Source organism: Pontibacter sp. GD7, assembly GCF_058216375.1.
In genome coordinates, this window is record NZ_JBYZMP010000017.1 from 1 (window position 1) to 23,556 (window position 23,556).

Here is a 23,556-nt window from a genome sequence, read left to right on the forward strand (position 1 = left end):
AGCTGGTGTAAAGAGCGGCTGTGCTATCCTTGACGAACCGCCGTATACGCGACCCGTACGTACGGTGGTGTGAGAGGCGCACCCCGTCAGTTAACACTGGCGGGGCCGTCTACTCGATTGGGTGGTTTTGTTTTTCTGCTCTTACTGAGTGTATAGGTTGTTTAGATAATCTTCTTCAGGCAGAAGTCTTTCGATCTCCATATTAATTAAAACACTATCGCTTATCGCCCCCCTTAATAAACTTTGATTTATTAATTCACCTTTAATTTTTCGGATGTTTTCAACTATGGGAGTTCTAAAATAAATAGTAATAGAGTCATTTTTAGTTAAGTAACCACCAAAATAAATGCTGTCATTTATAGACAAAACTGCCAAATTATTGCGTTCAAAAAAAATCATTGGGGACTTACCCAATTTTCCCTGCTCTATTTCAAGGTAACTGTCATTTAATTGAAAATCCTTAATTCTATAACTTCCGACAATTTCTTCATCAACACTTGATCTCAGTTTATAAGCAAAAACAAAATACCCAATTGGAAATATTATAACATATAAAAAAGGTAGCTTTTTCAAGAAACCACTACTTGCCGAGTTAACTTGAATTCTCAATTTCCCTCCAAGCTCAATAAAAAAATGATATAGATCCTTGTAATATTCTGTCAATAGCAATATAGTGATTGCTAAGTCAACAGAAACATGTTGTATCGCAAAATGGACATCAAATTCAATATTTAAGATTAGAATATTTGCACAAACGCCGAGTGATAACAATAATGCGATCAATCTAGTTTTATTGAACACAACTAGAATTCCTATCACAAATTCAACTATTCCAATAAATAAGTTATAGTTATATGACCTTCCAAAGAAAGACCACATATGTTGTAGTTTTGAAATTTCTGCTAGTGGAATAAATGATTCATAATGCAATATTCTAAATTGCATAAAAAGAAATTTCGGGATTGCAAAACATATCATCTTTATAGATAGATAATAGATTGCCAAATACTTTATAACATTTAGAGCTTTTACAAGAGGAGCGTTTTTTAATATCATATAAGTTTACTGGATACAGCTAATGTTTTAGAGTATTTGTTTAACAAGTAGTTAAATGCCGTTATTTTTTCTTGCGCTACCCATTGTAAATCCCTGTTTCTTTATGTTGAGGGAATTAAGTCAAAAACCATATTCCAGAAGCCATGCTGCGAATGTTGCGTATACACTCTTCTGCTGATTTTTTTTTATTGCCGCTGGGTGAAAATATTCTCACAATGGCACCCAACTACTGTGTAGCAGGAGTATCTACTCCTACTATCTGCACTATATGCGGAGAGTGGGATCCCTTTATGTAGTCTTTTTAAGCCTTTTTAGTTCTAAATATTTGACTAGCAAAAAGGCCAAATGCTGGTTGATTCAAGATAAGCAAAATTATAGAATATAATATCTCTCAAATACTGTAAATGAGCAGAACCCCTACCCCTCCCAAGAGTAGGGCCGTTTCATTCTATACTTAGATCATAAGCAGCCATACTTTCAACCTGTACTATTGGCCCTCCGGGCCAGTTGAGGAAGCCAGTCTCGGGCAGAGTCCCGGGAAGACTCAACCTTATTTGTAAGTCACGAATCTGGAGATTCGCGCCAGAAAATAGTAGAATGAAACGATCCTGCTCCCAAGAGGCGATTTACTTTATCCCGTGTCTTTAACTATTTCCTGGAAGCAAAATATTTTTTCACTTGACACCTTAAATAAATAGGAGAAAAGTTAACTAACACGATTGCGGTATTCCCCTCTTGGGAGGGGTGGGTTAATCGTTTGTAGAAAAACCATATCCATAAAAAACGGGGACTATGAAGTCCCCGTCAGTTAGCCTCCAGACTGGGAAGTCCGGTAGAGCTTTTACTATTTATACTTTATCGTACTACGTGATACGTGTGTCGTGATACGCACTAATCTACACCAGCTCGTGCTTTACTAAGTACTCCGCAATTTGCACGGCGTTAGTAGCAGCGCCTTTGCGCAGGTTGTCGGCCACGATCCACATGTTCAGTGTGCGTGGCTGGGTCTCATCTAAACGAACACGGCCTACAAATACCTCGTCTTTACCGTGGGCATCCTGCGGCATCGGGTATTGCAGGTTTTTAACGTCGTCTACCACAACAACACCTTCTGTTTCGCCAAGTATACGGTATACTTCGTCCAGTGTAAAATCCTTCTCAAACTCCACGTTCACAGACTCCGAGTGGCCGCCCATTACCGGTATGCGCACTGCTGTGGCTGTAACACGGATAGAGTCGTCGCCCATGATCTTCTTTGTTTCCAGGATCATCTTCATCTCCTCTTTGGTATAGCCGTTATCCTGGAACACGTCGATGTGTGGCAGCACGTTCAGGTCGATGGTATACGGATAAGCTTTTTCGCCTTCCTTGCCGGCACGCTCGTTCATCAGCTGCTCTACCGCCTTCACGCCTGTACCCGTCACCGACTGGTAAGTGCTTACCACAATGCGCTTCGCCTTTAGCTCTTCGTGCAGCTTGTTCAGGGCTACCACCATTTGTATGGTAGAGCAGTTCGGGTTAGCTATGATCTTGTCTTCTTTTGTCAGCTCTTTGGCGTTGATCTCAGGCACTACCAGCTTTTTGGTAGGGTCCATGCGCCACGCCGATGAGTTATCAATTACCGTAATGCCAGCCTCGGCAAACTTAGGGGCCCACTCGGTAGAGGTGCCGCCGCCAGCGGAGAAAATGGCAATTTGCGGGGCAGCCGCTATGGCGTCCTGCATCCCGATAACCTTTATCTGTTTACCCTTAAACTCCATCTGTTTACCAACAGATCTCTCAGAAGCAACCAACAATAATTCCGTTACCGGGAAGTCGCGCTCCGCCAGTACTTTCAAAATTTCACCGCCAACCAAACCTGTGGCGCCTACTACTGCTACTTTCATTTAGGGTATATATTTAATGTGCTAATTATGTAATGTGCTAATGTGGTTAATTGTTGATTGCTGGATCGTTAAGTTATTAAGTCATTCACTCATCCACTCCATCACTCATTCAAAATTCCCAACTCTCAACTCTCAACTAACGCCCATGCCTGCCGTAATAGTTCTAAAATTACGAAAGGGGCTTGTTGTGCCCGACCTCACAGCGTTTTTCAAACCTATGAACGGCTCTGTTTGCTCGGGCACCAGGCGGATTTTTGCCGATGCGGCTGCAAATAAAGTAAGTTTTTACCACAATCTCTATGCATGAAACAAACTTTACCAGAACGACTTACAAGAAATTAAAAACTGTAGCTTGTAAAATTGCTAAAGCTTGTAGCGTTCTAATTTCAGCTTCTGTTCTTAGGAGGGGGCTAGGGGGAGGTCTGATACTTCTGCTACTTCCGTTGTGGGCGCACAGTCAGCTACAGGAAAGCTTCTCCGACGGCAACTTCACCCAAAACCCTACCTGGACAGGCGATGTTAGTAGCTTTATTGTTAATGCCCAAAATCAGCTGCAAAGCAATGGCCCTGCTGTTACAGGTACTACGCTGCAACTAGTAACGCCCTCGCAGGCAGTTGTGGGCACTACCTGGGAGTTCTGGGCCAACCTGAAACTGGCTACTTCTTCTACTAACTACACCGATGTATGGCTGATTGCAGATAACCCCGACCTGAACGGGAGCACAACAAGCGGCTACTTTGTGCGCATCGGCAACACCGCCGACGAGGTGAGCCTGTACCGGAAAGACGCCGGTAAGTCTGCTGTTATGATCATTAACGGGCAGGACGGGACAATAGGGGGCACTAACAATATTGTGCGGGTGCGTGTAACCAGAAGTATAAATCACCAATGGGAGTTAAGTATAGACTTAACCGGTACCGGTCAGAGTTATACCAGCCAAGGTACTGCCACCGATGCCACCCATAAACGCTCCGCATACTTTGGGGTGCTGCTCAAGTATACTTCAGCTAACGGGAAGAACTTTTATTTCGATGATTTCAGGATAACGGATAACCAACCTCCTCAACTGGAAGAATTGCAGGTGCCAACGGTACAAGAACTTATACTTCGGTTTAACGAGCCTTTGGCTTTACAGCAAGCGCAAAGTATAGCCAACTATACTTTAAACGGAAGTATAAATCCCATCAGAGCAGAACTAACGGAAGTCGGTACAGTTAAGCTGGTATTCGGGCAAAGCTTTAAGATTGGCAATAACACGCTAAGTATAGCCAATCTCCAGGATTTGTACGGCAATCGCCTGAGCAGCACTATCGAGCGCAGCTTTACTTTTATACCTCCGGCAGTTTTACCCGGCTACAACGAGCTGATCATTACGGAGATCATGGCCGACGAAACGCCTGTTGTAGGATTACCTGCCCAGGAGTACATCGAAATCTACAACACCACCACAAACAAAGTATTTACGCTGCAAGGCATCCGGTACTCTGATGCTACCTCTACTACCACATTCCCGAACGTGCAGCTTATGCCCGGCGAGTATGCGGTAGTAGTGCCCAATACGCAGGTGGCGAATTTTACAAAGTATGGCAAGGTGATCGGCATCAGCAATTTTCCGAGCCTTAACAATAGCGGCGAGTTGCTGCAACTGAGGCAACCCAACGGGAAACTGATTTATGCGGTAAACTATTCGGATACGTGGTACAAGAACAACAATAAGAAAGATGGTGGCTGGAGCCTGGAAATGATCGATGTGAGCAACCCCTGCGCCGGTATCGAAAACTGGACAGCAGCCGTAGACCCGCGTGGCGGGACACCGGCACAAGCCAACTCAGTAGCAGCAACCAACCCCGACAATACGCCACCTTCCATTACAGATGCCACCGCCATTGCCCCCAACAAAGTATTGCTCCGTTTTACCGAACGCCTGGATAGCGCAAGGGCAGCAAGTATAGCCAATTACAGTATAAGTTCAGGTATAACTATAGCCAACGTACAGGTACAGGGTCCGCTGTTTACGGATGTTATACTTACACTAGCCACCCCCTTGCAGGAAAGGCAGCTTTATACCTTAGCAGCCCAAAGTATAACCGATTGCTCAGGAAACCTTAGCAATCTGCAGCTAACCGTAACTTTTGCCTTGCCCTCTGCCCCTGAACCCGGCGATGTCGTGATCAATGAGATACTTTTTAACCCGCGCCCCAACGGCGTAGACTTTGTGGAACTGGTAAACCGAAGCGACAAGTATATCAACCTGAAAGACTGGAAACTGGCCAACACTTCCGGCGACACGATCAGTAACATCAGAAGTATAACCACCGCTAATTATGTGCTGGCACCGGGGCAATATGTGGTGCTTACCTCCAACCCCGACAATATCAAAAGCAACTACCCTGCAGCCCGGCAGCAGACTTTTTTGCGCATGAGCAGCCTGCCAAGCTACCCCGATGCGGCCGGAACCGTGGTGGTACTGCAACCCAATAACCGTACCGCCGACAGGTTCAGTTATTCCGCTGACATGCACTTTGCCCTGATAGATGATAAAAATGGGGTATCGCTGGAGCGGATCAGGCTGGATGGGCCTACGGTGGCCAGTAATTTCCATTCGGCGGCTACAACGGTGTTTGCCACTCCGGGTTATTTAAATTCGCAGTCGCAGCGCAGTGTGCAGGCACAGCAGGTGTTCACGATAGAGCCAAAGGTATTCTCTCCGGATGGCGATGGCTATGAGGATTTTACCACCATTAACTATTCCGCTGACCGGACAGGCTTTGTGGCTAACATCACCATTTTCGATGCACAAGGGCGTGAAATAAAAAAGCTGGTTCGTAACGAGTTGCTGGCAACCAATGGCTTTTTCAGGTGGGATGGCCTGCGTCAGGATGGCTCAAAGGCCAATATTGGTACTTATATATTTTATATTGAGTTGTTCGGGCTGAACGGTGAAAAGCGAGAGTTTAAAGAGCGGGTAGTGGTTGCTGGGAGGTTTTAGATCCAGGTCAAAGTATGGCTTTGGTGCCGGCTATACTTTGACCTGGAAAAGCTGTGAAGAGTTAGTCGGTGATAATAAAGTCCTCTGCGCTGGTAATGGTTCTTCCGGTGTGCACAACGCTTATTTTAACAGGGCCGGTAATGCCGGTCGGTACCCTTACCAGCATGGTTGAGGCTGTATAGCTTATTATCTGTGCCCCCACTGTACCAAATTTTACCATAGTGTAGTAGCCAGGCGTGAAGTTGGCTATATTTAAGGTCACGGTTGTGCCAGCAGCCCCGGTTCCTGGTGTGAACGAAGTGATCTGCGGCTCTAAAACGGTAAAGTCATCGGCTGTGTATACCCTGGTGTTTCCGAATAGCACAGAAATCTGTGTTGCTCCCGGTAGTGCGCTGGCCGGAACAGCAACCTTTATGGTATTAGAAGTGGCAAGAGACGAGGTTACAGCCACCGAACCAAAGTATACGGTGTAAGACTGCCCTGCCTGAAATACACCATAAATTGTGATCTCTTTCCCAATTCCGCCAGATGCAGGGGAGAAGGAGGAGACAGCTGGCGCAATAACCTCGAACAGCTGCGGAGCCTTAACGGTGTGGGCGCCAATCGTAACGGCTACGTCGTTGCTTCCAATATAAGCTCCCTGCGGTACAGTTACATAAATCTGGTTGAAGGTTACATGGCTGATAATGGCTGGAATGCCGCCAATTGTTACACTCACAGAGTTGCCGTATGGATAGGTTACAGGAAAGCCGCTTCCGTTTATGGTAATGGAGCTACCTTTCATGCCAGCAGCCGGAGAAACAGAGCTTATGCTGTGAGGGAGCAAAGTAAATTCCTCTGGCAGAACGGTGGTAACCCCATCTATGAGCACAGAGATGGGTACTTTCTCGGTGGTTAAACCAGTAGGTACAGTAACCCGCAACTCGTAGGAGCCATTGGTGATAGTTGTTACCTCCTTCTGGCCAAAAAACACTCTGGCAGCTCCGTTGAAGGAATTATAGACAAAGTTGTCGCCGGAGATCAGCACTACAGTACCTGCCTGCCCTGACTTAGGAGAAAAATCTTTGATGGTTGGAAGTACTTTGAAAGTAGAGGAGACGTTGAAAACCTCATCTTTTAACCTAAGCACTACAGGCACCTGCCTGTTTATAGCATAATAGCCCAGGTCAATTGCAGAAGGAACTTCTACCACAATTTTGTTGGGGCTTACCTCTACTTTTTTGGCAATCTTATTGGCAAAAGTTACCTGCACATCGTCGGGGTTACTGGTATAAAAGCTGCCGATAATGGCAATGGTTTCGCCTGCTTTGCCAGTGTTTGGCGAAACCCCCTGTATGGTGGTAGAGGGAAGCTTAACAGAGGTGACCTGACCAAAGACAGTACCCTTTTCGGTCGTCATGTACGCTCTGGCATAAAGGATGGGGTTGCTTTTATTGGTGATGTGGTGATGCAGGTTTTTTACCTCTTTGCTATAGGCACCCACTGTGGCATCTTTACCCAAAGAAATTTTTAGCCCTCTCTCAAGATTCAGCTCAGGAGAGGGGCCATATATAAAACCATAGTCAGCTACGGGATACTTGCCTTTGCTTACAATGTTGCCTTGCAAAGTTGCTTCTGAAGGCGAGGTAGCCACAATTTCTTCCGTTTTAACTTCAGGCTGTATAGTATCTTCTTTGTCTTTACAGGCTTGTAGCAGAAACAAGGCGAACAATACTAGCAGGTATGTAGCACGGCGTACAAATGATTTCATAAAGGGCTTACTGTTTGTTAGATCATAGCTGTATCAAGGGCAGCTAAGCAGCCTGTGAATACATGCAAGGTGTTTGATGCTGAAATAGTTAATTTGAAGGCCCAATATAGGATAAAAGATTTAACATTAGATACAGGTTATACTTATCCAGAAAATAAAAGCCCCGCAACTCTACTTGCGGGGCTCTTGCAGTGTCAGGCTTAGAATGATCTGATCCAGGGTATAAGTGACTGCAGCATAGGTATGAAAGAGGTGCTGTGCGTGCCGCCGTTTATACTTATCAGCTCTGTTTGTGATGCTCCTTTAGCCATAAACCGCTCATAAGTCAGTTTGGAGTTGGTAAACGGCACAATGTCATCGGAGGTGCCATGGTACAGCCGGGTCGGGCTCTGTGGTGCCCAATCGTGGAAGCTGTTTGCCAGTAAGGCCTGCTTTAGGGTAAGCTCTTTGGTGGCATCCTTCAGGTTGTTGTAAAACACAGGGTTAAACAGTTTCTGAGGATCAGTGGTGAGTTCACGGTTAATGGCGCTACCTCCGTTTTTACCATTAAACAACTGAGGCAGCCTGCTGGCATAAGGCTCCTGGAAGAAGTCTGTTAAGGGGCGGTTCCAGTTGTTGGTATTGTTGTAGGCCATCAATACATAAGCCAGGTAAGCCGGATAAGGGTACGTTTGGCCTGAGGTAACACCGGCAAGCATGCTGCTAAGGTCGTAACCGCCTGCCCCTGCTGCCGAGGCCGTTACTTTCAGGTTATGCTGTGGGTTTGTTTCAATTTCTTTTTGGGCAGCCAGCGTTACGTAACCACCCTCCGAGTAACCTACCAGAAATAGCTGCTCGTTTACGTTGATGTTCTTCTCTGTATAAAACCTGCGGCTGGCCTTTATCATATCCACCACAGCATGGGCAGAGTGTTTTTGATCGTAGTAAGGGTGGAACACATCTCCGGAGGCGCCAAAGCCGATGTAATCCGGAATAAGCGTTACATACCCCGCAGCAGCAAAAAGCTCAAAACCCGAAAGGCCTGTAAAACGGGAAGGTGCATCGTTCTGTGTGAAAATAGTGCCATGCTGCGCACTGATAACCGGTGCCGGTGTAGCCATGCCAACAGGCACACAAACCAAACCAGATGCTTTTAGCTCCCGGCCCTGGTAAGTAGTGTAATACTGCAGCCTGTATACCGAAACGCCATACTTTATCTCGTCGGAGTAAATGCCAAAACCATCTGCCGAGGCCAGTGACTGGAGCAGCGCCTTGGGCACAGTGGTAACCAACTCAGATGAAACGTAAAGCTCTTTTTCCGCTACCGGGGCCGCAACTGCATCTTTGTCGCAGCTGGTGTGGGTAACAAGCGTAGTAAACAGGAGGGTGTAAATTAGCAGTAGTCTGATCACAGGTAATGAATTTAGGTTAGAGGTAAATGCAGTTTTGTAACAAGAGGTGTACAAGAAGAGTGCCATCAAAGCGTTTACAGCCTCTCACTATAAATATTATGGCAGGTCTGCATCAGATGCCGTGGTATTGGTGTATCTTGCGCCACTTTTTTTAAATAACAAAAGCGAATGCAGCTGCTTGATAGTCAGAGTGCTTGATGCGGGTTTGCAAGTTGCTATACTTACAGATTTTAGAGTGGAAATAGAAAGTATACTTTACCTGTGTTTCTTTGCCTTTATGGCCGGGTTCATTGATTCGATTGTAGGTGGGGGAGGCCTGATTCAATTGCCTGCCCTGTTGGTTTTCCTGCCTGGTGTGCCGCTGCCTACTGCGTTTGGCACAGGTAAGTTTGCCGGTATATCCGGTACCACAGCCGCGATGGTGCGGTACGTGCGCACCGTTGATATCAACTACTGGGCCATACTTCCGGCGGCGGGTGCGGCTTTCATATTTTCCTTTCTGGGAGCAAGGGCGCTTAGCCACATTGACGCCAACCTGCTAAAACCGCTTATTCTGGTACTGCTGGTACTGGTGGCGGTGTATACGTTTATAAAAAAGGATTTTGGCTCGTTGCATGCCCCTAAGCTAAGCGAGCGGAAAGAGCGGGTGTACGGTTTGCTTATCGGGGCAGCCATCGGTTTTTACGACGGCTTTTTCGGACCAGGCACGGGCAGTTTCCTTATTTTTATCTTTATCGGGCTGTTCGGGTTTAACTTCCTGGCGGCCTCTGCTGCTGCTAAGGTGGTAAACGTCGCCACCAATTTATCTGCGCTTTTATACTTTGCCTACAAAGGCCATGTGATCTACGAGGTTGCTATCCCGATGGCGGTTTGCAGTATTATCGGCTCCCAACTAGGCACCCGTACTGCCCTTAAACGCGGCGTAGGTTTTGTGCGTGTGCTGTTCCTGGTGGTTGTTTCCGGCATCATCCTGAAGTTTGCCTACGATAATTATGGTGCCAGCGAGGCGAATTTCACGCACCTAGCCACTACCGTGCAGCAGTGGTTTGGCAGGAAAGGGTGATGTTTGGATGTTGGTTGTTAGTTATTGGTTATTAGGTAAATGTAGAAACGCGGTTATCGTTAATTGTTGTTTGTTATTGGTTGTTGGGAAATGTAGAGACGCAATATTTTGCGTCTTGGTAGCTACAACGTTAAGACGCTCACAGGTCTGGAAGACGCTGTGAGGTCCGGAAAGTAATCCATACTTAGATTTTATACTTTAACCGGTATTGCCAAAGCAAAACTGATTGTGCTATAGCTTGCAAGACGCAAAATATTGCGTCTCTACATCCCCTAATAACCAACAACCAATAACGAATAACCAAACATCACCTCAATCCACCATATCGCCGGCGGCCCAGTACAGGAATGTTTTGGCTTTGGCGTACTTGGCTCTTAGTTCGTAGAGCTTTACCTGGGCTTCCAGGTATTTCATCTCACGGGAGTTGATGAGAAAGAGAGAGCTTTCGCCGTTCTCGAAGCGGGTAATTTCGCCGTTACGCAGCGTTAAAGCATTAGCTACAGCCCGCTCCTGTAAGAGTATCTGCGCTTCCAGTGCCTGCCAATCGTTATAAGCCGCCACTATGCCGGCTTCAATCTCACGTGCCGACTGCACCAACTCCAATGCATTTGCCTGTTGCTTTGCCTTGGTTAGCTGTAGTTTGCCTCGTTCCTGCCGTAAGAACAGCGGAAAGTTAAAGCTCACACCCAGTTTATAGTTGTTGCCTAAATACTGCTGGTCCAGCGCCTCAGAATTAAGGTAGAAATCGCCTTGCAGCACATTGTAGTCCACGTTTATTTTAGGCTTCAGCTTATCAGCGGCAAAACGCTGCTCAATCTCCAGTTGTGCGCCCTTCAGATCCAGCTTTACTAATTCCGGGTGGTTTCTCCGGGCAAATTGCAACAACTGCTCCAGCGAGTCCGGGGGCAGGGCTGCGATCTCACTTCCCAGGAGGGTGGGCACCGTGTTTTCCTCCAGTTCCAGGGGTACTGCATTCTCGGCCCACAAGTGGACTGCTACCTTCAGGCGGTTATTGTTATAGTTTAGCAGGGCCTGCTGCAACTGCACTTGCCTGTCCTGTACCACCATTAAGGCTTCAACGGTATCAATGGCAGCCAGGTCGCCTTCCTGCGCTCTGATTTGCACGGCCTGTAACCTAAAGTCCGCCAGGTCCAGTGCCTCCCGGTATAACTGCACGGTACGGTACTGAAACAGCCAGTCCCAGTAATCTTTTGTAGTCTCCAACAGCAGCTTGTTTATTAGTTTCACGCGCTCAGCCTCTGCAATGCCCTGCATCAGCTTGGCCTGCTTCAGGGTGGCGCGGCGCTCATCAATAAATAAACCCTGCCCCAGCGGAACAGTTATGCCGGCATAGCTTAAACCATCTGTTGGAGTATTCTTTTCCGGGTTAAGGAACTGTCCCTGGTTTTTTTCGAACCCCGCCTTTAAAGCAGGTCCGAACCAAAGCGGCACGCGCAGCGTGTTATCCCAGATGTTGTAGTACTCTTTGCTGTTAAACTCTTTCCGTTGCAGTTTGCTGCTTATCTCCGGATCAAAGGCACCACGGGCAATTCTGAGTTCCTGGCGTGCCTGTTCGGTCAGTAGCCTGGCCTGCGAGGCAACCGGGTGGTTTGCAAGTATAATGCTATGATATTGCTCCAGGGTAAGCACCTGCACCGAGTCCTGTGCCTGGGCATATGCCCGGCCGCTAATCAGACTTATGAACAGGCAAAGTATAAATACCCGAGTTTGCATCACTTTTCTTCCTCCTCAGTTTTGGTGGTGGCTTTGCTTTTCTTATCCTTGGCAGGTTGCGGGGCTGTATAGTCTGCCGGAAAGCTGTTTAGCTGTCGCCAGATCTCATACCAGATAGGCACTGTGTTTAGCATGGCCCAGCCATATACACCAGAACCTACGCGCAGCGCGTCTGGCCAAGGTTCATCCTTAGGGTCAGGTACTACAAGCATGCGGTATTTGCCATTGGTACCTGTGTTGTCTATAACCGCTACTATACCTCCAAAAGTACCAAAGCTTGCGCCAGGCCACCCGGAGAAAACCAGGGCAGGCCAGCCTTCGAACTGCAGCCGTACATCATCCCCGCGCTTTATAAGCGGCAGGTCCAGTGCGTTAATGTATAGCTCCGCCGCCAGGTCGGGGTCGCGTGGCATAATGGTGGCCAGCGCCTCGCCTTCTTTTATGGTTTCGCCTATACCTGCTTTCAGGGTTTGTACCACGTAGCCATCCTGAGGTGCCACGATCTGGTAATACTGGCTTCTGACCTTGGTGCTGCTGTACTCGCTTTGCATTTTGGCAACTTCGGCCTGTGTGCCATACACGTAAGAGCGTGTGGCGTTGAGTTCAGCCTCTGCCTTGGCAATCTTGTCGCCATACTCTGCCTTTAATGAGCTTAACTCGGTGCGGGCATTTTGCAACTCAGCCTTGGTAGCCTCAAACTTATTTATCAGTGATAGTAGTTTCGCTTGTGCCTCCTGCAGCTTAAGGCGGCGTTGCTCCAGTTCCGTAAGCGATTTCAGACCCTGCTTGTACAGGTTTTCCTGGCGCTGAAACTGCGACTCTGCCACAGACAGCTCTGTGCGCTGCGCCACCACGTCCATGCTGTCGCTTTGACGCTTCAGGCGGGTTTGTTCTACCTTGTTGCGGGCTTTCTGCAGACTAAAGTCAAGGCCCTCGCGCAAGGCTTTTATCTGTTCCTGCATGGCCTGTATCTTATTCTCATTGGCGCTGACGGCTTGTTGCTTGGCCTCTACCTGCTGCTCCAGGTTGGTAAGTAAGTTTGGGTCCATGAACTTCTCCTTTATCTCGGAGATGCTGGCAATGGTATCGCCTTTTTTTACAAAGGCTCCCTCCATAACGTGCCAGCGTTCAATCCGGCCTGCAATGGTGGCCTCAACGGTTTGTGGCCTGTCTTCAGGGGTTAAGGCTGTAAGCGTACCCTGCGAGCGGATGTTCTGCGTCCAGGGCAGGAACAGGCAGGCAAGTACGATCGCGAAGATGATGCCGATCCAGTAGCTAAGATTGCGGCCAATGCGAGGCGTTTGTACCTCAGCCATCACTTCCAGCTGAGGGTGTTCCTTATTCTCAGACTTTTCTAATTTGAAAGCCATAGTTTATATTGTTACTTCTGTTAATTCATGTAAAATATGCAGGTCCTTTAGTTGGTCATATGCTTCAAAGGCGACCACACGTCCGTTCTGCAGCAGTAGGGTGCGGTCGCATACTTCCATCACATCCCTGTCATTGGTTACAATGATCATGGTCCAGTCGAACTGCGGGCTAGTGAGCATGCTCAATAGCTCCATCTTTTCTTTTCTTGCCATGCCTGCCAGGTTATCAAGTATGAGTAGCTTAGGCCTTTGCACCAGGCTTCGCGCCATAATGATCTTTCGGGCCACACTGCCAGGCAAACGCATGCTGCCACCCGTCAGGTAAGCGTGGATGCCATCAGGCTGGCTGTACACAAAGTCCTGTAGTCCGCTTAACTCTATTGCCCACAGCACGTCTTTCATAGGCAGGTCACGGCCCAGTGTCACGTTCTCCAACAGTGTGCCATCAAACACCTGCTCTTTCGAGATATTGTCTCCGATGAGGCTGCGTAGGTTGCCCTTGTGCAGATCGTGCATCGAAACTCCGTTAAAGGCCAGCACGCCCTCATAGGATGGTAACAGGCCTAACAGCATATTTATAAGTGTGCTTTTCCCTGAGCTGTTAAACCCAGCCAGGCACACGCGTTCGGACGGTTTTATTGAGAAGGTGATGTTATCAAGGGCTATCTTTTTAGAATCGTGGAAGCGGTAAGTCAGGTTACGGGCCTCTATACTTAGACCTCCATCTGAGTCCAGTTCATCCAGCTTTATACCTTTGATCTCCTCCACAGGCAGGTCCGTTACTTGTCCGATCTTGTCCAGGCTCGTCATTACATCATATACCGTGTCCAGTTTAATGATGATCTTCTCAACGGCCGTCATGATAAGGATGATGATGATCTCGGAAGCAACGAACTGGCCAATGTTGATCTCCTGCTGCACCACCAGGATACAGCCCAGCACCAGCAGGCCACCTGTAATAAAGGTCTTAAAGCCCACGAAGCTATAATACTGCGTCATGAGTATGCTGAAGTGCTTTCGGCGCACATCAAGGTAATTCTTAACATAATAATTGGTGCGATCCATGGGCAGGTTAGTATGGCCCACCAGCTTAAAGGTGCTCAGGGAGCGGGCCATTTCTTCGAGCCAGGCCACCAGTTTATACTTATACTTCGACTCTTTTATACTTGTCTCGATGCCTTTTTCGCCGGTTAGCCAGATAATGGCCACCAGTACTACCACAAGTATAAGTCCGAAGAAAATAAAGTATGGGTGGTAGAAGGAAAGCAGGATCAGGCCGAAGATGATCTGGATCACAGCTGTAGAAAAGTCTACCAGGATCTTTGCTACGCCTTTCTGCAGGGTAACCACGTCAAAAAAGCGGTTCATGAGCTCGGGTGGGTAGTACTTTAGCAACGCCTCCGGCTGGAAGCGGGGTACGCGGTAAGCAAACTCAGAGGCTGTGCGGGCAAAAAGGCGCTGCTGTATAAACTCTACCAGCCATAGTTGCATTACCTGCAATCCTCCCACAATCAGCAGGGCCAGCACGATCAGGCTTATCAGTACTATAACCGACACCGTAACCTGTCCGCTGGATACAAAGCCAATGATACTCTGAATGCCCAACGGAAGCATTAAACTTATAAGTCCTGCCGCAAAAGCATAGACATACATATATAGAATTTCCCGTCGCTCAATGGCCAGCAACTGTATAAAGCGCTGCATCGGGGAAAATTTCTTCTCTACTTTCATGTAAGCTTTCTGTTAAAGTGACTTCTTGTAATCGTTTGTTCTGCCTATTGCTGCAAATACCATCTGCTTCAGAAAATCTACTGTATCGGCGTATTGCTCATGCTTGATATCAGTAAGCGAGGGTAGGTGCTGGGCATAGAAGATCTGCTGGTGCGCAGCGTCTAAAAGGGTGCTGATGAGTGCATGCGGGTAAGGGTAAGCGGGGTTTGCCTCCAGCACGATCTGGGCCAGGTATTTGCAAAAGCGCTTCATTTCCAGAAAATAACCATCCCTGTTTTCAGCATCCACTTCTTTTGTATGGTATACTTTAGAAGACTCTGCCACGATAACCCTGTGCAGGATCCGCTCATCAATGTGCATAACAGCCGGGTCGTCGTCCTGGCCTGCGCGCGTTATAACTTCTATGGCCCGGCTCAACCGCTCAAACGGGTCGGCAATGTTCTGGGTCTGAAACAGAACCGTGTAGTGCAGCCAGGCCCAGTACCACGATACCAGGTACACCAGCAGCTTGTGCTTGTTTTCAAAATACCTGTAAACAGATGCCTCCGTAGACCCTATCTCCCTAGCTAGTTTCTTAAATGTAAAATCTTCAAAGCCAAGCTCATCTATCAGTCTTACACTTGCTGATATGATCTTTCTGCCGAGTTCCGTGTTCTCTGGCTCCCGGAGGTAAGACTTATGGTTAAGGCTTATCTGGATGTTGTTTATCATGTTACGTATACTTGGTGCGCCGTTTAAACCTGTAGCCTAATAGTTCTTATAACCCTTATGCTGGCGCAAAGTTATGAAAACTTTCACTCATAATAGTAATACTATCAAAAAGGTTTATTTGACTATCATTTTTTTATTTCCCTTTATGTAGTATACCATAGTTGGTAGATGTAAACCAGAAAAACGGAAAGCTGTTTAGGCTTGCAGGGGCGAGCTCAATTGGTATGAATCGCTAAAAGCAGCAGATACCGAAAAGATAAGCTACCTTTGCAGTATGGTTATGCCGTAAGTATAGGCGAGCCAAGTATAAATGCACAGCCATGAAGTTTGAAGATTACCGTATTTCCGATGAGATAAAGAAGAGCCTTGGCAAATTAGGCTTTCGCAAACCCACCGATATACAATTTAAGGCCATCCCGCCCATACTGAAAGGCGAGGATGTGCTTGCCATAGCCCAAACAGGTACCGGCAAGACAGCAGCTTTTGCCATTCCAGTGCTGGACATGCTTCAGTTCAGGAAAAACCGCCGTCGTGAGGATGGTATAAAATGCATCGTAATGGTGCCAACCCGCGAACTGGCGCTTCAGATAACAGAGGTTTTTAACGAGATCGGGAAAGGCACCCGTGTAAAGACCTTCTGTGTTTTTGGGGGCGTAGAGCAAGGGCCGCAGATCGCGAAACTAGAGGCTGGCATTGATGTGCTGGTGGCTACGCCGGGCCGTTTGTTTGATTTGGTAAGTCAGGGTTACATAAGACTGGAGAGGGTAGAGGTGCTTGTGCTGGACGAGGCTGACCATATGCTTGACCTGGGCTTTATACACGATATCAGGCAGCTGATCACCAAGTTGCCGCGCAAAAGGCAAACGCTGTTTTTCTCGGCTACCATCAACGAGAAAATAAAGGAGCTTGCCTATTCGCTGGTGCACAAGCCGGTTCGTATTCAAATCTCCCCTAAAGACCCGGTTTCCAAGAACGTTGACCACTCGGTAATGTATGTGGACATGGACGATAAGCGCTTTTTTCTGGAGCGTGTGGTAAAGGAAAACCCTGATAAGAAAATACTGGCCTTTGTGCGCACAAAAGTGCGTGCAGAGCGTGTAGTGGCAGCCATGGACCGGGTAGGTATAGAAGCCATAAGTATACATGGCGGCAAAGAGCAGAAAGACAGGCTGGATGTGATGCGCCGCTTTAAGAAAGGGGATGTAAAGCTGCTTATTGCCACTGACGTGAGTGCGCGCGGCATTGACATACCCAACGTGGAATATGTGGTGAACTACGATTTGCCGGAGCAACCTGAAAACTATGTGCACCGGGTGGGACGTACAGGCCGGGGTGTAGAGAAAGGAATCGCGGTTAGCTTTTGTGCCCCCGAGGAAAAACCTATACTGGATGAGATACAGCAGTATCTAACTAAAGACATTAAAGTGCTGGAGGTTGATAAAGAAGACTACGAAGCCACCATCGACTTTAGCGCCGACGCCACTTACGACTGGAAATCCCTGCTGAAAGAGGCCCAGGAGACGGAAGAAAAGGTGAAGGCGGCTAAAGCGAAAAAGGCCAAAGCCAAAGCCAAGAAGAAGAAGTAAGGGTTCGAAGCTGTTTAAACTATAATAAAATCCCGCACCTCCCGCCCTTGCAGTGTGTTATCACTGGCAAATACAATAGCTTGACCCGATGGGTTATTGGTGAAAAACACCAACAATGGCAGTAGTATAGAAAGAAATAAGAATTTAACTGATCGTCTACAAAAAGGCCTGTGCTGCAAATCGCTGCGCAGGCCTTTTTTGCTATGGAGAGAGCTCAGGTTTTCGGCAATTGGGCAGGGATCCGGAGTGGCTGAAAGTATAAAATCTTGTTAGGTGCAGAAGTTCGGAATTAGAGTATTTTCGGTTAGGCTAAACATACTTCAGTAACCGAAAAAGGGTGTCAGATAGGCATATGTATAATATTTAAGGTGTTGATACATAGTTTTTTACAAAATTTACGTATATAAAAATAGAACTAATTTAAGCACCCATGCCAGAAACAGTCTGGCAGATAACAAGAAAGGAGTAAATGATGAGAAGTCGAAGAAGCGGAAGAGATCACCTTTCTGATATTTTCTACAACGTAGGAGACATGAATTTAAGCCCTCTTGATGATAGATTCGGTTTCAGTAGGGAGTTTACTGATGCTACCTACGACAGAATGTTGAGGGAAGAAAGATTGGAACGGGATCACAGGATGGAAGAAGAGCGCAGAATGGAAGCGCAGTATCCTAGTTGCAGAATAACAGACAGGCCAGCGGGCTGGATCTCTGAAAGAGACAGACGTCCGAACTGGGGTTACGGAAATGAAAGAAACCCCCGGTTTGGCCACGAACAAGACAGGCCTCCATACAGGGATCCGAACTGGGATAATAGGCCGGTAAGAAGACACCCTGATGACAGGCCACCCAGATGGTAAACCTGTAAAGCTGTATGAGTTTAAATGATGTTAAACAGCGCCTGGAAATACCCGGGCAGTACTTTTAATTAATAATAAGACCAGAACAGCGAAAATTTTTACAACTGACACAGAGCCATTTTGCACTAAGGTGCGAGATGGCTTTTGTTATGTATTGGCAACCTAAGTATAGGTTATGCCCGAATCTCATGATTGGCAGCTTCATCAGATTTGGTAAGTATGATCTTATCGATCCGGACGCCATCCATATCAACTATTTCCAGCATATATCCGTCCAGTTTTAGTTTGTCGCCAACGTGTGGTACCTGGGCAACCCTATGAAGTATAAACCCGGCCAGTGTGGCATAAAGCGTGTGGTCCACCGGAATCAGTTTGTGGCTAAGGTGCTGGTTGAGGGTGGCAACAGGAGTAGAGCCGTTAATGAGCAATGAGCCGTCTTCACGTACAAAGATATCCGGCTCCTTCTGTTCACCTGTATCAGGAATATCCCCCACGATCGCCTCCATAATGTCGTGCAGAGTTATGATACCTTCTACGGCCCCGTTCTCATCTACTACAATGCCTAAATACTGTTTTTGTTGCCGGAATATCCGAAGTGTATTTACAGCCAGCATACTTTCTGATACAAACAAGGGCTTCTTTAAGATCGCTTTCAGGTTAAATTCGGGTTTATGTGCAGATGCTAGAAAATCTTTGGCGGTCAGTATACCTTCCACGTGATCTATGGTTTTTGAACATACCGGAAACTTGGAGTGTGTGCTCTGTAAAATCTTATCATGTATAGCTTGTAGAGGTGTGTTTACCTCGATCCAGTCTACATTGGTGCGGTGCCGCATAAGGCTACGGTTACGCTGGTCGTAGAGGCTAAAAATGTTCTGGTGCAGCTGTTCCTCTTCCGACTCCAGCACGCCTTCGCGCCCTGCAACACGCAGCATGTGCCGCAGCTCTTCTTCGGTAACGGTCTGTGAGCTGTCTTTGGGTTTTATTCGGAGCAAGCGGATCATGAAATTGGTAGAGCCTGACAGCAACCGTACCAGCGGATAGGTGATTTTTGTAAAAAGCCTGATGGAAGGAGCCACAAATAGTGCCACGCCAATGGAGTTGCGCAGAGCAATTGTTTTGGGTATAAGCTCACCTACCACAATGGTGAAATAGGTGATAAGTATGACCAAAAGCGTTATGGCGATCTGGAATGCATACGGTTGTAGCCTTTCTATCTGGCTGATGTATGGCGCAATGTGGCCGGCAAGGGTTGTACCGCCGTAGGCGCCTGCCACAATTCCTATCAGCGTTATGCCTAACTGTATCGATGACAGAAAATTCTCGGGGTGCTGATGAAGTTGCAGTATTGTTCTGGCGCGTGTATCTCCAGTGGAGGCCTTGTGCTCGACCAGGCTCTTTTTAACAGAAACAAGGGCCGTTTCAGATAAAGCAAAATACCCGTTAATAAGTGTAAGTATAATGATTACGATGTACTCCATGCGGCTGGCAGGGTGAGTTTGCTTTTAGTATACTACAGCACGGGGTAAGATGGTTTAAGAAAGGTTTTCATTGTTTGCCCGGAGCATGGCTACGCGGCACCTCAGGCTTGTCGTATGTCCTTGCCTCTTTATAGAATAGTTTTGTGAGCCAGAAAAAGACATTCCTGTTTGCGGCAATTAATTGATAGCCAGCCTCAAACACCACGTCTGCAAGCACCACATTGTAATAAACGCTGTTCCAGAAGTCGTTGCCGCCAAGGGCCAGTACCTCAAACACGGCCGCAGCGCCACGTAGCCTTCTGTATTTTGTGATCAGGTAAACCGATTTGCTGAAATGCTGTCGGGTAATGCCATGGTAAAGTTTTGGTACTTGCTGATAGGGGGTATAGGTGACCTCGTTTAAAGTGTTGCGTTGCCACCGGCTTACCCAGAAGCGGCAAAAACCGCAGGCGCCGTCATATACCATTATAGGTTTAACAGTAAGGGGGGTATCCTGTTCAGGGTTTGCGTTTGCGTGGGTATTTAGTTCTTCCTGCACATCATTCTTTTTTTCTCGTGCTTTTTAATGTTATCTCATTTTTACAGCCATTGTAGCCTAATGCAGCGTTGATAGGGCACCAGCGAAGCATGGCAGTTGCTATTGGTATCACGCCAAGTATAGCCAGGGGCTTTGTGTTATAGTATGCTCCGATACCGATCAAGGCCAAGCCAGCAATCGCCCTGGCTTTCTGCTCTATTAAACCTACATTACAATCCATGGTATTTTTGGTATTATTATAATATACTTTTGTGAATAAATTATGTTGATGGGTGTGGCTTATACTTAGAGAAGCTACCTTAAAAGGTGGTTAACACATACATTTTACATGCCTGGCAAACAAAGAGGTATGCAGCGCTTTAACCTAACTCGTTGCCGGTGCGTTTGTAATCCTCGGATGTAATGCTTAAGTTAATGTTACAGCCACAGTAAAGCTTGTATAAGCTGGCCTCTTTTATAGCAGGATGATCAAAAACCTAACCATATCACGGATAAGTTACCTGGCAGAGGCCGGTATGTGGGGGCTGGGCTTGTTGTTGCTTGCAACCATGAACCCGGAAGGGGAGCACCTCTTCAGCTTTTGCCCTTATCGCTGGATACTGGAGAGTGGATGCCCTGGCTGTGGACTTGGTCACGGTGTCTCCTTTTTGCTGCAGGGCAGCTGGCAGGCATCGTGGCAGGCGCATCCTTTGGCCGGACCTGCCTTGCTGCTGTTACTTTACAGGTGCTGGAAGCTGATACAGTGGCATCGAGAACATTTTAAATCACTAACTATTCTAAAACCTAATGGCTAACATCTTACACCTTATGCCGGACCTGGAGCCCGATGAAATGAGTTATGTGCAGACGCTTGTTAATGAAATGTCGGAGGATGAGGCAAGGCAGTTTGCTTCTATCTACCGCAGCCGCCGGCGCGAGCCCATGCTTATACTTATTACCACCATCATCGGCTTTTTCGGGGTGGCTGGTATTCAGCGCTTCCTGGTAGGGCAGATAGCGTTGGGACTGTTGTATTTCTTTACGGGTGGCCTTTGCCTGATCGGTACCATCATAGACCTGATCAACTATAAACGCCTTGCTTATGAGTACAATGTGCGGGAAGCACAGAAGGTTATCTCTATGATGCGCTATTAAATGGCCGTCAAATTAAACTAAAGCAGTGTTCTTAGGTGTGATTATACTTTGGTGCGACTATATACCGTGTCATACTTATGCATAATGAGCCTGTTCAGAGTTTATTAAAATCTACTCTGTCTGCCCTTGCTGCGTGTTTTCACCAGCAAGTATAGTAGCCAACGTCTTTTAATTGTTGGTGAAAAGTACCAACAATGGCGAGGTCATACTTCTTAACTAAAACTCTAAACAGCTTCAATGTTAATTACCTGACTTTACAAATTGGCCTCGGTAGTGTTGTGTGCCATCGCTTAACAGAACAAAGTATACTCCTGCAGCCAGTCTTGGCAGGGCGATGTATGCCTCAGGGGCTTTTTTCAGCTGTGTGTGGCTTACCTTTTTGCCTGTTGCATCATAGATCTCTGCGGTAGTGGGCGTAAAATGGAGGTTGGCAACGGTTATGCCTTCACCTGTGGACGGATTGGGATAAAGCAGCGGCGGTCCAAGATCAGGTACTACCAATTGGTCGTTTCTGGAAACCAGGGTAACATACTTCAGTATCCAGTTATTTGGGTCTGGGGTTATGCGAAGCACATTGCCCTCCACGCGCAGCAGGTAATTTTCTTTGGGTTGATTCTGCGAAACACGTATGGTGGTGTCTCCGGCGGTAGTGGAGATCAGGTATTCCATGTCTGTTTTAAAGAAGGCCGTCGCCCCGCTTCCTGTGCTCTCCGTGGCTATGAGCAGTCTGTTGTCTTTCTGGTTCCACTCCGTTTTAAGCACCGGAAATCCTTCCCCTGCATACCATTGCTCAAAAAAGTAATCTAGTTGCCTGCCTGTAGTTTGCTCAAATACCCTTTTCAGGTCTGTAGTGGATGCGGTACTCCCACCGAACTGCTGCTGATAAGCGCGTAGGGCTTTAAAGAAGAGGGCATCGTTGTTGATCTCAAACCGAAGCATATGCACCACACTTGCAGCCTTCTTATAAGTTAAGCGGTAGTCAAAGATCCTGGCAACCATGGTGGTGTCAGGCACTTTTACCGAGCTGAACGGACGCTGCAAGGCAAGATTGTGGGCATTGCTCATCCAGCTTCGGGCCACCTCTTCCGTAGTAAACTCCTGCAAGGCCAGAAACTCCGCATAGCTGGCAAAGCCCTCGTTCAGCCAAATATCCTGCCAGCTGGCGCAGGTTACGTTGTCGCCGAACCACTGGTGGGCAAGTTCGTGGGCAGTAAGGGTAAAGGTAAACGTGCTTTGGGTGGTCATGGTCTGATGCTCCATGCCGCCTCCCATAGGTGCCATGCTATGTCCATACTTTTCCCTATGAAACGGATACAACCCGAACAGCTCCGAAAAATGCTCCAGGAACCCGGGTGTCCGGTCCATTTCCGGTTTAAATGTGGCTAAGGCGCCGCCTTTGTATACATAGTTAAGTATAGGTACAGGTTTGGCAGCCCCTGCTGGCCTGGCAAACTGCAGGTATTCTTCATAATCTGAAACGGCCACCGAAACCAGGTAATAGTCTATGGGGTAGCCGGATTTCCACTCGTAGCGCTTTTTGTTGCCTGGCAGCTCCACCACATTGGTAAGTATACCATTAGAGCCTACTTTATTTTCGGCACTGGTGGTCACAAAAACATGAACCGAGTCAGCCTTGTCTGTTAAGACCTGTTTTGTGGGCCACCACTCATAAGCGGCATAGGGCTCACTTAAGCTCCAGGTAACGTTGTTGCCCCAGCCAGGCTCACGGGCAGTGCTAAAGCCGTTGCCGATTGCTGCGGCCCCGCTCTTTGGTGCAGTGCCTTTATAGTATACAACGGCTTTAAACCTGGCAAGAGGTAGTAATGGCGAACTTAACTGCACCGTTACATCTCCATTATTCCGGGTTATACTTTGCTCACGCTTATTATTGACAAGTATAGAGTCGATCTGAAAACTCTGGTGCAGCTCAAAGGCGAAGGTGTTAAGGCTCGTGTTTTTGACGCTGGCCTCTGTGGTTACATTGCCCTGGATATGGGTAGAGTTGCGCTCAAGGGCCAGGTCCAGTTTGTAAAACGACACATCGTAGCGGTTCATGAGCTGCTGGTGCGCAGGTGTGGCTACAGCCTGCCTTTGAGAAGCCTGTGCCCTGCTCTCTGCACAAAGGCTTATACTTTGTGCCCCCGCTTGCAGGCTGAAAAGCAGGAGCCAGCCCAGCAAAAGTGCTCTAAATGAGTTTTTCATAGTTTTAAATAAGCGCATGTAACAAGTTGCTAAGCCAAAGACAGACTTGCTGTGAAGGTGCCTTAGCATTTCAA

At 47.4% G+C, this 23,556-nt stretch carries 18 protein-coding genes; 6 read left to right on the forward strand and 12 right to left on the reverse strand.

What is annotated here, in order from left to right:
- Nucleotides 1-141 precede the first annotated feature (141 nt).
- Together AC4BAP_RS18315 and AC4BAP_RS18320 are read right to left on the reverse strand one after the other, a co-directional pair.
- The gene (locus AC4BAP_RS18315) at nt 142-1,056 is read right to left on the reverse strand and encodes a hypothetical protein (RefSeq protein ID WP_490584131.1); all 915 of its coding nucleotides are present in this window, start codon (nt 1,054-1,056) and stop codon (nt 142-144) included.
- 896 nt (nt 1,057-1,952) lie between these two features.
- Nucleotides 1,953-2,942 (reverse strand): aspartate-semialdehyde dehydrogenase, encoded by a 990-nt coding sequence (locus AC4BAP_RS18320; protein WP_490584132.1) that lies wholly within the window; start codon nt 2,940-2,942, stop codon nt 1,953-1,955.
- Between the two features lie 443 nt (nt 2,943-3,385).
- Here AC4BAP_RS18320 and AC4BAP_RS18325 point away from each other — a divergent pair, with 443 nt between their 5' ends.
- Nucleotides 3,386-5,932: a lamin tail domain-containing protein gene (locus AC4BAP_RS18325; protein ID WP_490584133.1), complete on the forward strand. Its 2,547-nt coding sequence runs from the start codon at nt 3,386-3,388 to the stop codon at nt 5,930-5,932.
- Between the two features lie 61 nt (nt 5,933-5,993).
- On the opposite strand, the gene AC4BAP_RS18330 is transcribed toward AC4BAP_RS18325, so the two are convergent.
- Both AC4BAP_RS18330 and AC4BAP_RS18335 read right to left on the reverse strand, forming a co-directional pair.
- Entirely contained in the window at nt 5,994-7,682 is a 1,689-nt protein-coding gene (locus tag AC4BAP_RS18330; protein WP_490584134.1) for an IPT/TIG domain-containing protein, read from the reverse strand.
- A 200-nt stretch (nt 7,683-7,882) separates the two neighbouring features.
- The gene (locus tag AC4BAP_RS18335) at nt 7,883-9,073 is read right to left on the reverse strand and encodes an alpha/beta fold hydrolase (protein WP_490584135.1); all 1,191 of its coding nucleotides are present in this window, start codon (nt 9,071-9,073) and stop codon (nt 7,883-7,885) included.
- A 178-nt stretch (nt 9,074-9,251) separates the two neighbouring features.
- Here AC4BAP_RS18335 and AC4BAP_RS18340 point away from each other — a divergent pair, with 178 nt between their 5' ends.
- Nucleotides 9,252-10,136, forward strand: coding sequence for a sulfite exporter TauE/SafE family protein (locus tag AC4BAP_RS18340; RefSeq protein ID WP_490584136.1), 885 nt, complete (start codon nt 9,252-9,254; stop codon nt 10,134-10,136).
- A gap of 312 nt (nt 10,137-10,448) precedes the next feature.
- On the opposite strand, the gene AC4BAP_RS18345 is transcribed toward AC4BAP_RS18340, so the two are convergent.
- Genes AC4BAP_RS18345 through AC4BAP_RS18360 form a run of 4 tightly spaced genes read right to left on the reverse strand, consistent with a single transcriptional unit; the run spans nt 10,449 to nt 15,682 of the window.
- The gene (locus tag AC4BAP_RS18345; RefSeq protein WP_490584187.1) at nt 10,449-11,870 is read right to left on the reverse strand and encodes a TolC family protein; all 1,422 of its coding nucleotides are present in this window, start codon (nt 11,868-11,870) and stop codon (nt 10,449-10,451) included.
- Nucleotides 11,870-13,240 (reverse strand): HlyD family secretion protein, encoded by a 1,371-nt coding sequence (locus tag AC4BAP_RS18350; RefSeq protein WP_490584137.1) that lies wholly within the window; start codon nt 13,238-13,240, stop codon nt 11,870-11,872. The genes AC4BAP_RS18345 and AC4BAP_RS18350 overlap by 1 nt, the downstream gene beginning before the upstream one ends.
- A 3-nt stretch (nt 13,241-13,243) precedes the next feature.
- Nucleotides 13,244-14,971: a peptidase domain-containing ABC transporter gene (locus AC4BAP_RS18355; protein WP_490584138.1), complete on the reverse strand. Its 1,728-nt coding sequence runs from the start codon at nt 14,969-14,971 to the stop codon at nt 13,244-13,246.
- 12 nt (nt 14,972-14,983) lie between these two features.
- A complete protein-coding gene (locus AC4BAP_RS18360; protein ID WP_490584139.1) occupies nt 14,984-15,682 on the reverse strand; it encodes a TetR/AcrR family transcriptional regulator in 699 nt (232 codons plus the stop codon).
- Between the two features lie 320 nt (nt 15,683-16,002).
- Between AC4BAP_RS18360 and AC4BAP_RS18365 the strand changes: the two genes are divergently transcribed.
- Both AC4BAP_RS18365 and AC4BAP_RS18370 read left to right on the forward strand, forming a co-directional pair.
- Complete coding sequence (locus tag AC4BAP_RS18365; protein WP_490584140.1) at nt 16,003-17,268, forward strand: DEAD/DEAH box helicase; 1,266 nt, start codon at nt 16,003-16,005, stop codon at nt 17,266-17,268.
- Between the two features lie 469 nt (nt 17,269-17,737).
- Nucleotides 17,738-18,127, forward strand: coding sequence for a hypothetical protein (locus AC4BAP_RS18370; RefSeq protein WP_490584141.1), 390 nt, complete (start codon nt 17,738-17,740; stop codon nt 18,125-18,127).
- 173 nt (nt 18,128-18,300) lie between these two features.
- Here AC4BAP_RS18370 and AC4BAP_RS18375 read toward each other — a convergent pair whose 3' ends face one another.
- The 3 genes from AC4BAP_RS18375 to AC4BAP_RS18385 form a co-directional block, all read right to left on the reverse strand.
- The gene (locus AC4BAP_RS18375) at nt 18,301-19,608 is read right to left on the reverse strand and encodes a hemolysin family protein (protein ID WP_490584142.1); all 1,308 of its coding nucleotides are present in this window, start codon (nt 19,606-19,608) and stop codon (nt 18,301-18,303) included.
- A 67-nt stretch (nt 19,609-19,675) separates the two neighbouring features.
- Entirely contained in the window at nt 19,676-20,146 is a 471-nt protein-coding gene (locus AC4BAP_RS18380; RefSeq protein ID WP_490584143.1) for a thiol-disulfide oxidoreductase DCC family protein, read from the reverse strand.
- A 1-nt stretch (nt 20,147) separates the two neighbouring features.
- A complete protein-coding gene (locus AC4BAP_RS18385; RefSeq protein ID WP_490584144.1) occupies nt 20,148-20,366 on the reverse strand; it encodes a YgaP family membrane protein in 219 nt (72 codons plus the stop codon).
- 244 nt (nt 20,367-20,610) lie between these two features.
- Here AC4BAP_RS18385 and AC4BAP_RS18390 point away from each other — a divergent pair, with 244 nt between their 5' ends.
- Together AC4BAP_RS18390 and AC4BAP_RS18395 are read left to right on the forward strand one after the other, a co-directional pair.
- Nucleotides 20,611-20,940: a DUF2752 domain-containing protein gene (locus AC4BAP_RS18390; protein WP_490584145.1), complete on the forward strand. Its 330-nt coding sequence runs from the start codon at nt 20,611-20,613 to the stop codon at nt 20,938-20,940.
- On the forward strand, nt 20,933-21,280 hold the full coding sequence (locus AC4BAP_RS18395; protein ID WP_490584146.1) for a TM2 domain-containing protein: 348 nt from the start codon (nt 20,933-20,935) through the stop codon (nt 21,278-21,280). The genes AC4BAP_RS18390 and AC4BAP_RS18395 overlap by 8 nt, the downstream gene beginning before the upstream one ends.
- A 240-nt stretch (nt 21,281-21,520) precedes the next feature.
- Here AC4BAP_RS18395 and AC4BAP_RS18400 read toward each other — a convergent pair whose 3' ends face one another.
- On the reverse strand, nt 21,521-23,482 hold the full coding sequence (locus AC4BAP_RS18400) for a M1 family metallopeptidase (RefSeq protein WP_490584147.1): 1,962 nt from the start codon (nt 23,480-23,482) through the stop codon (nt 21,521-21,523).
- Nucleotides 23,483-23,556 lie beyond the last annotated feature (74 nt).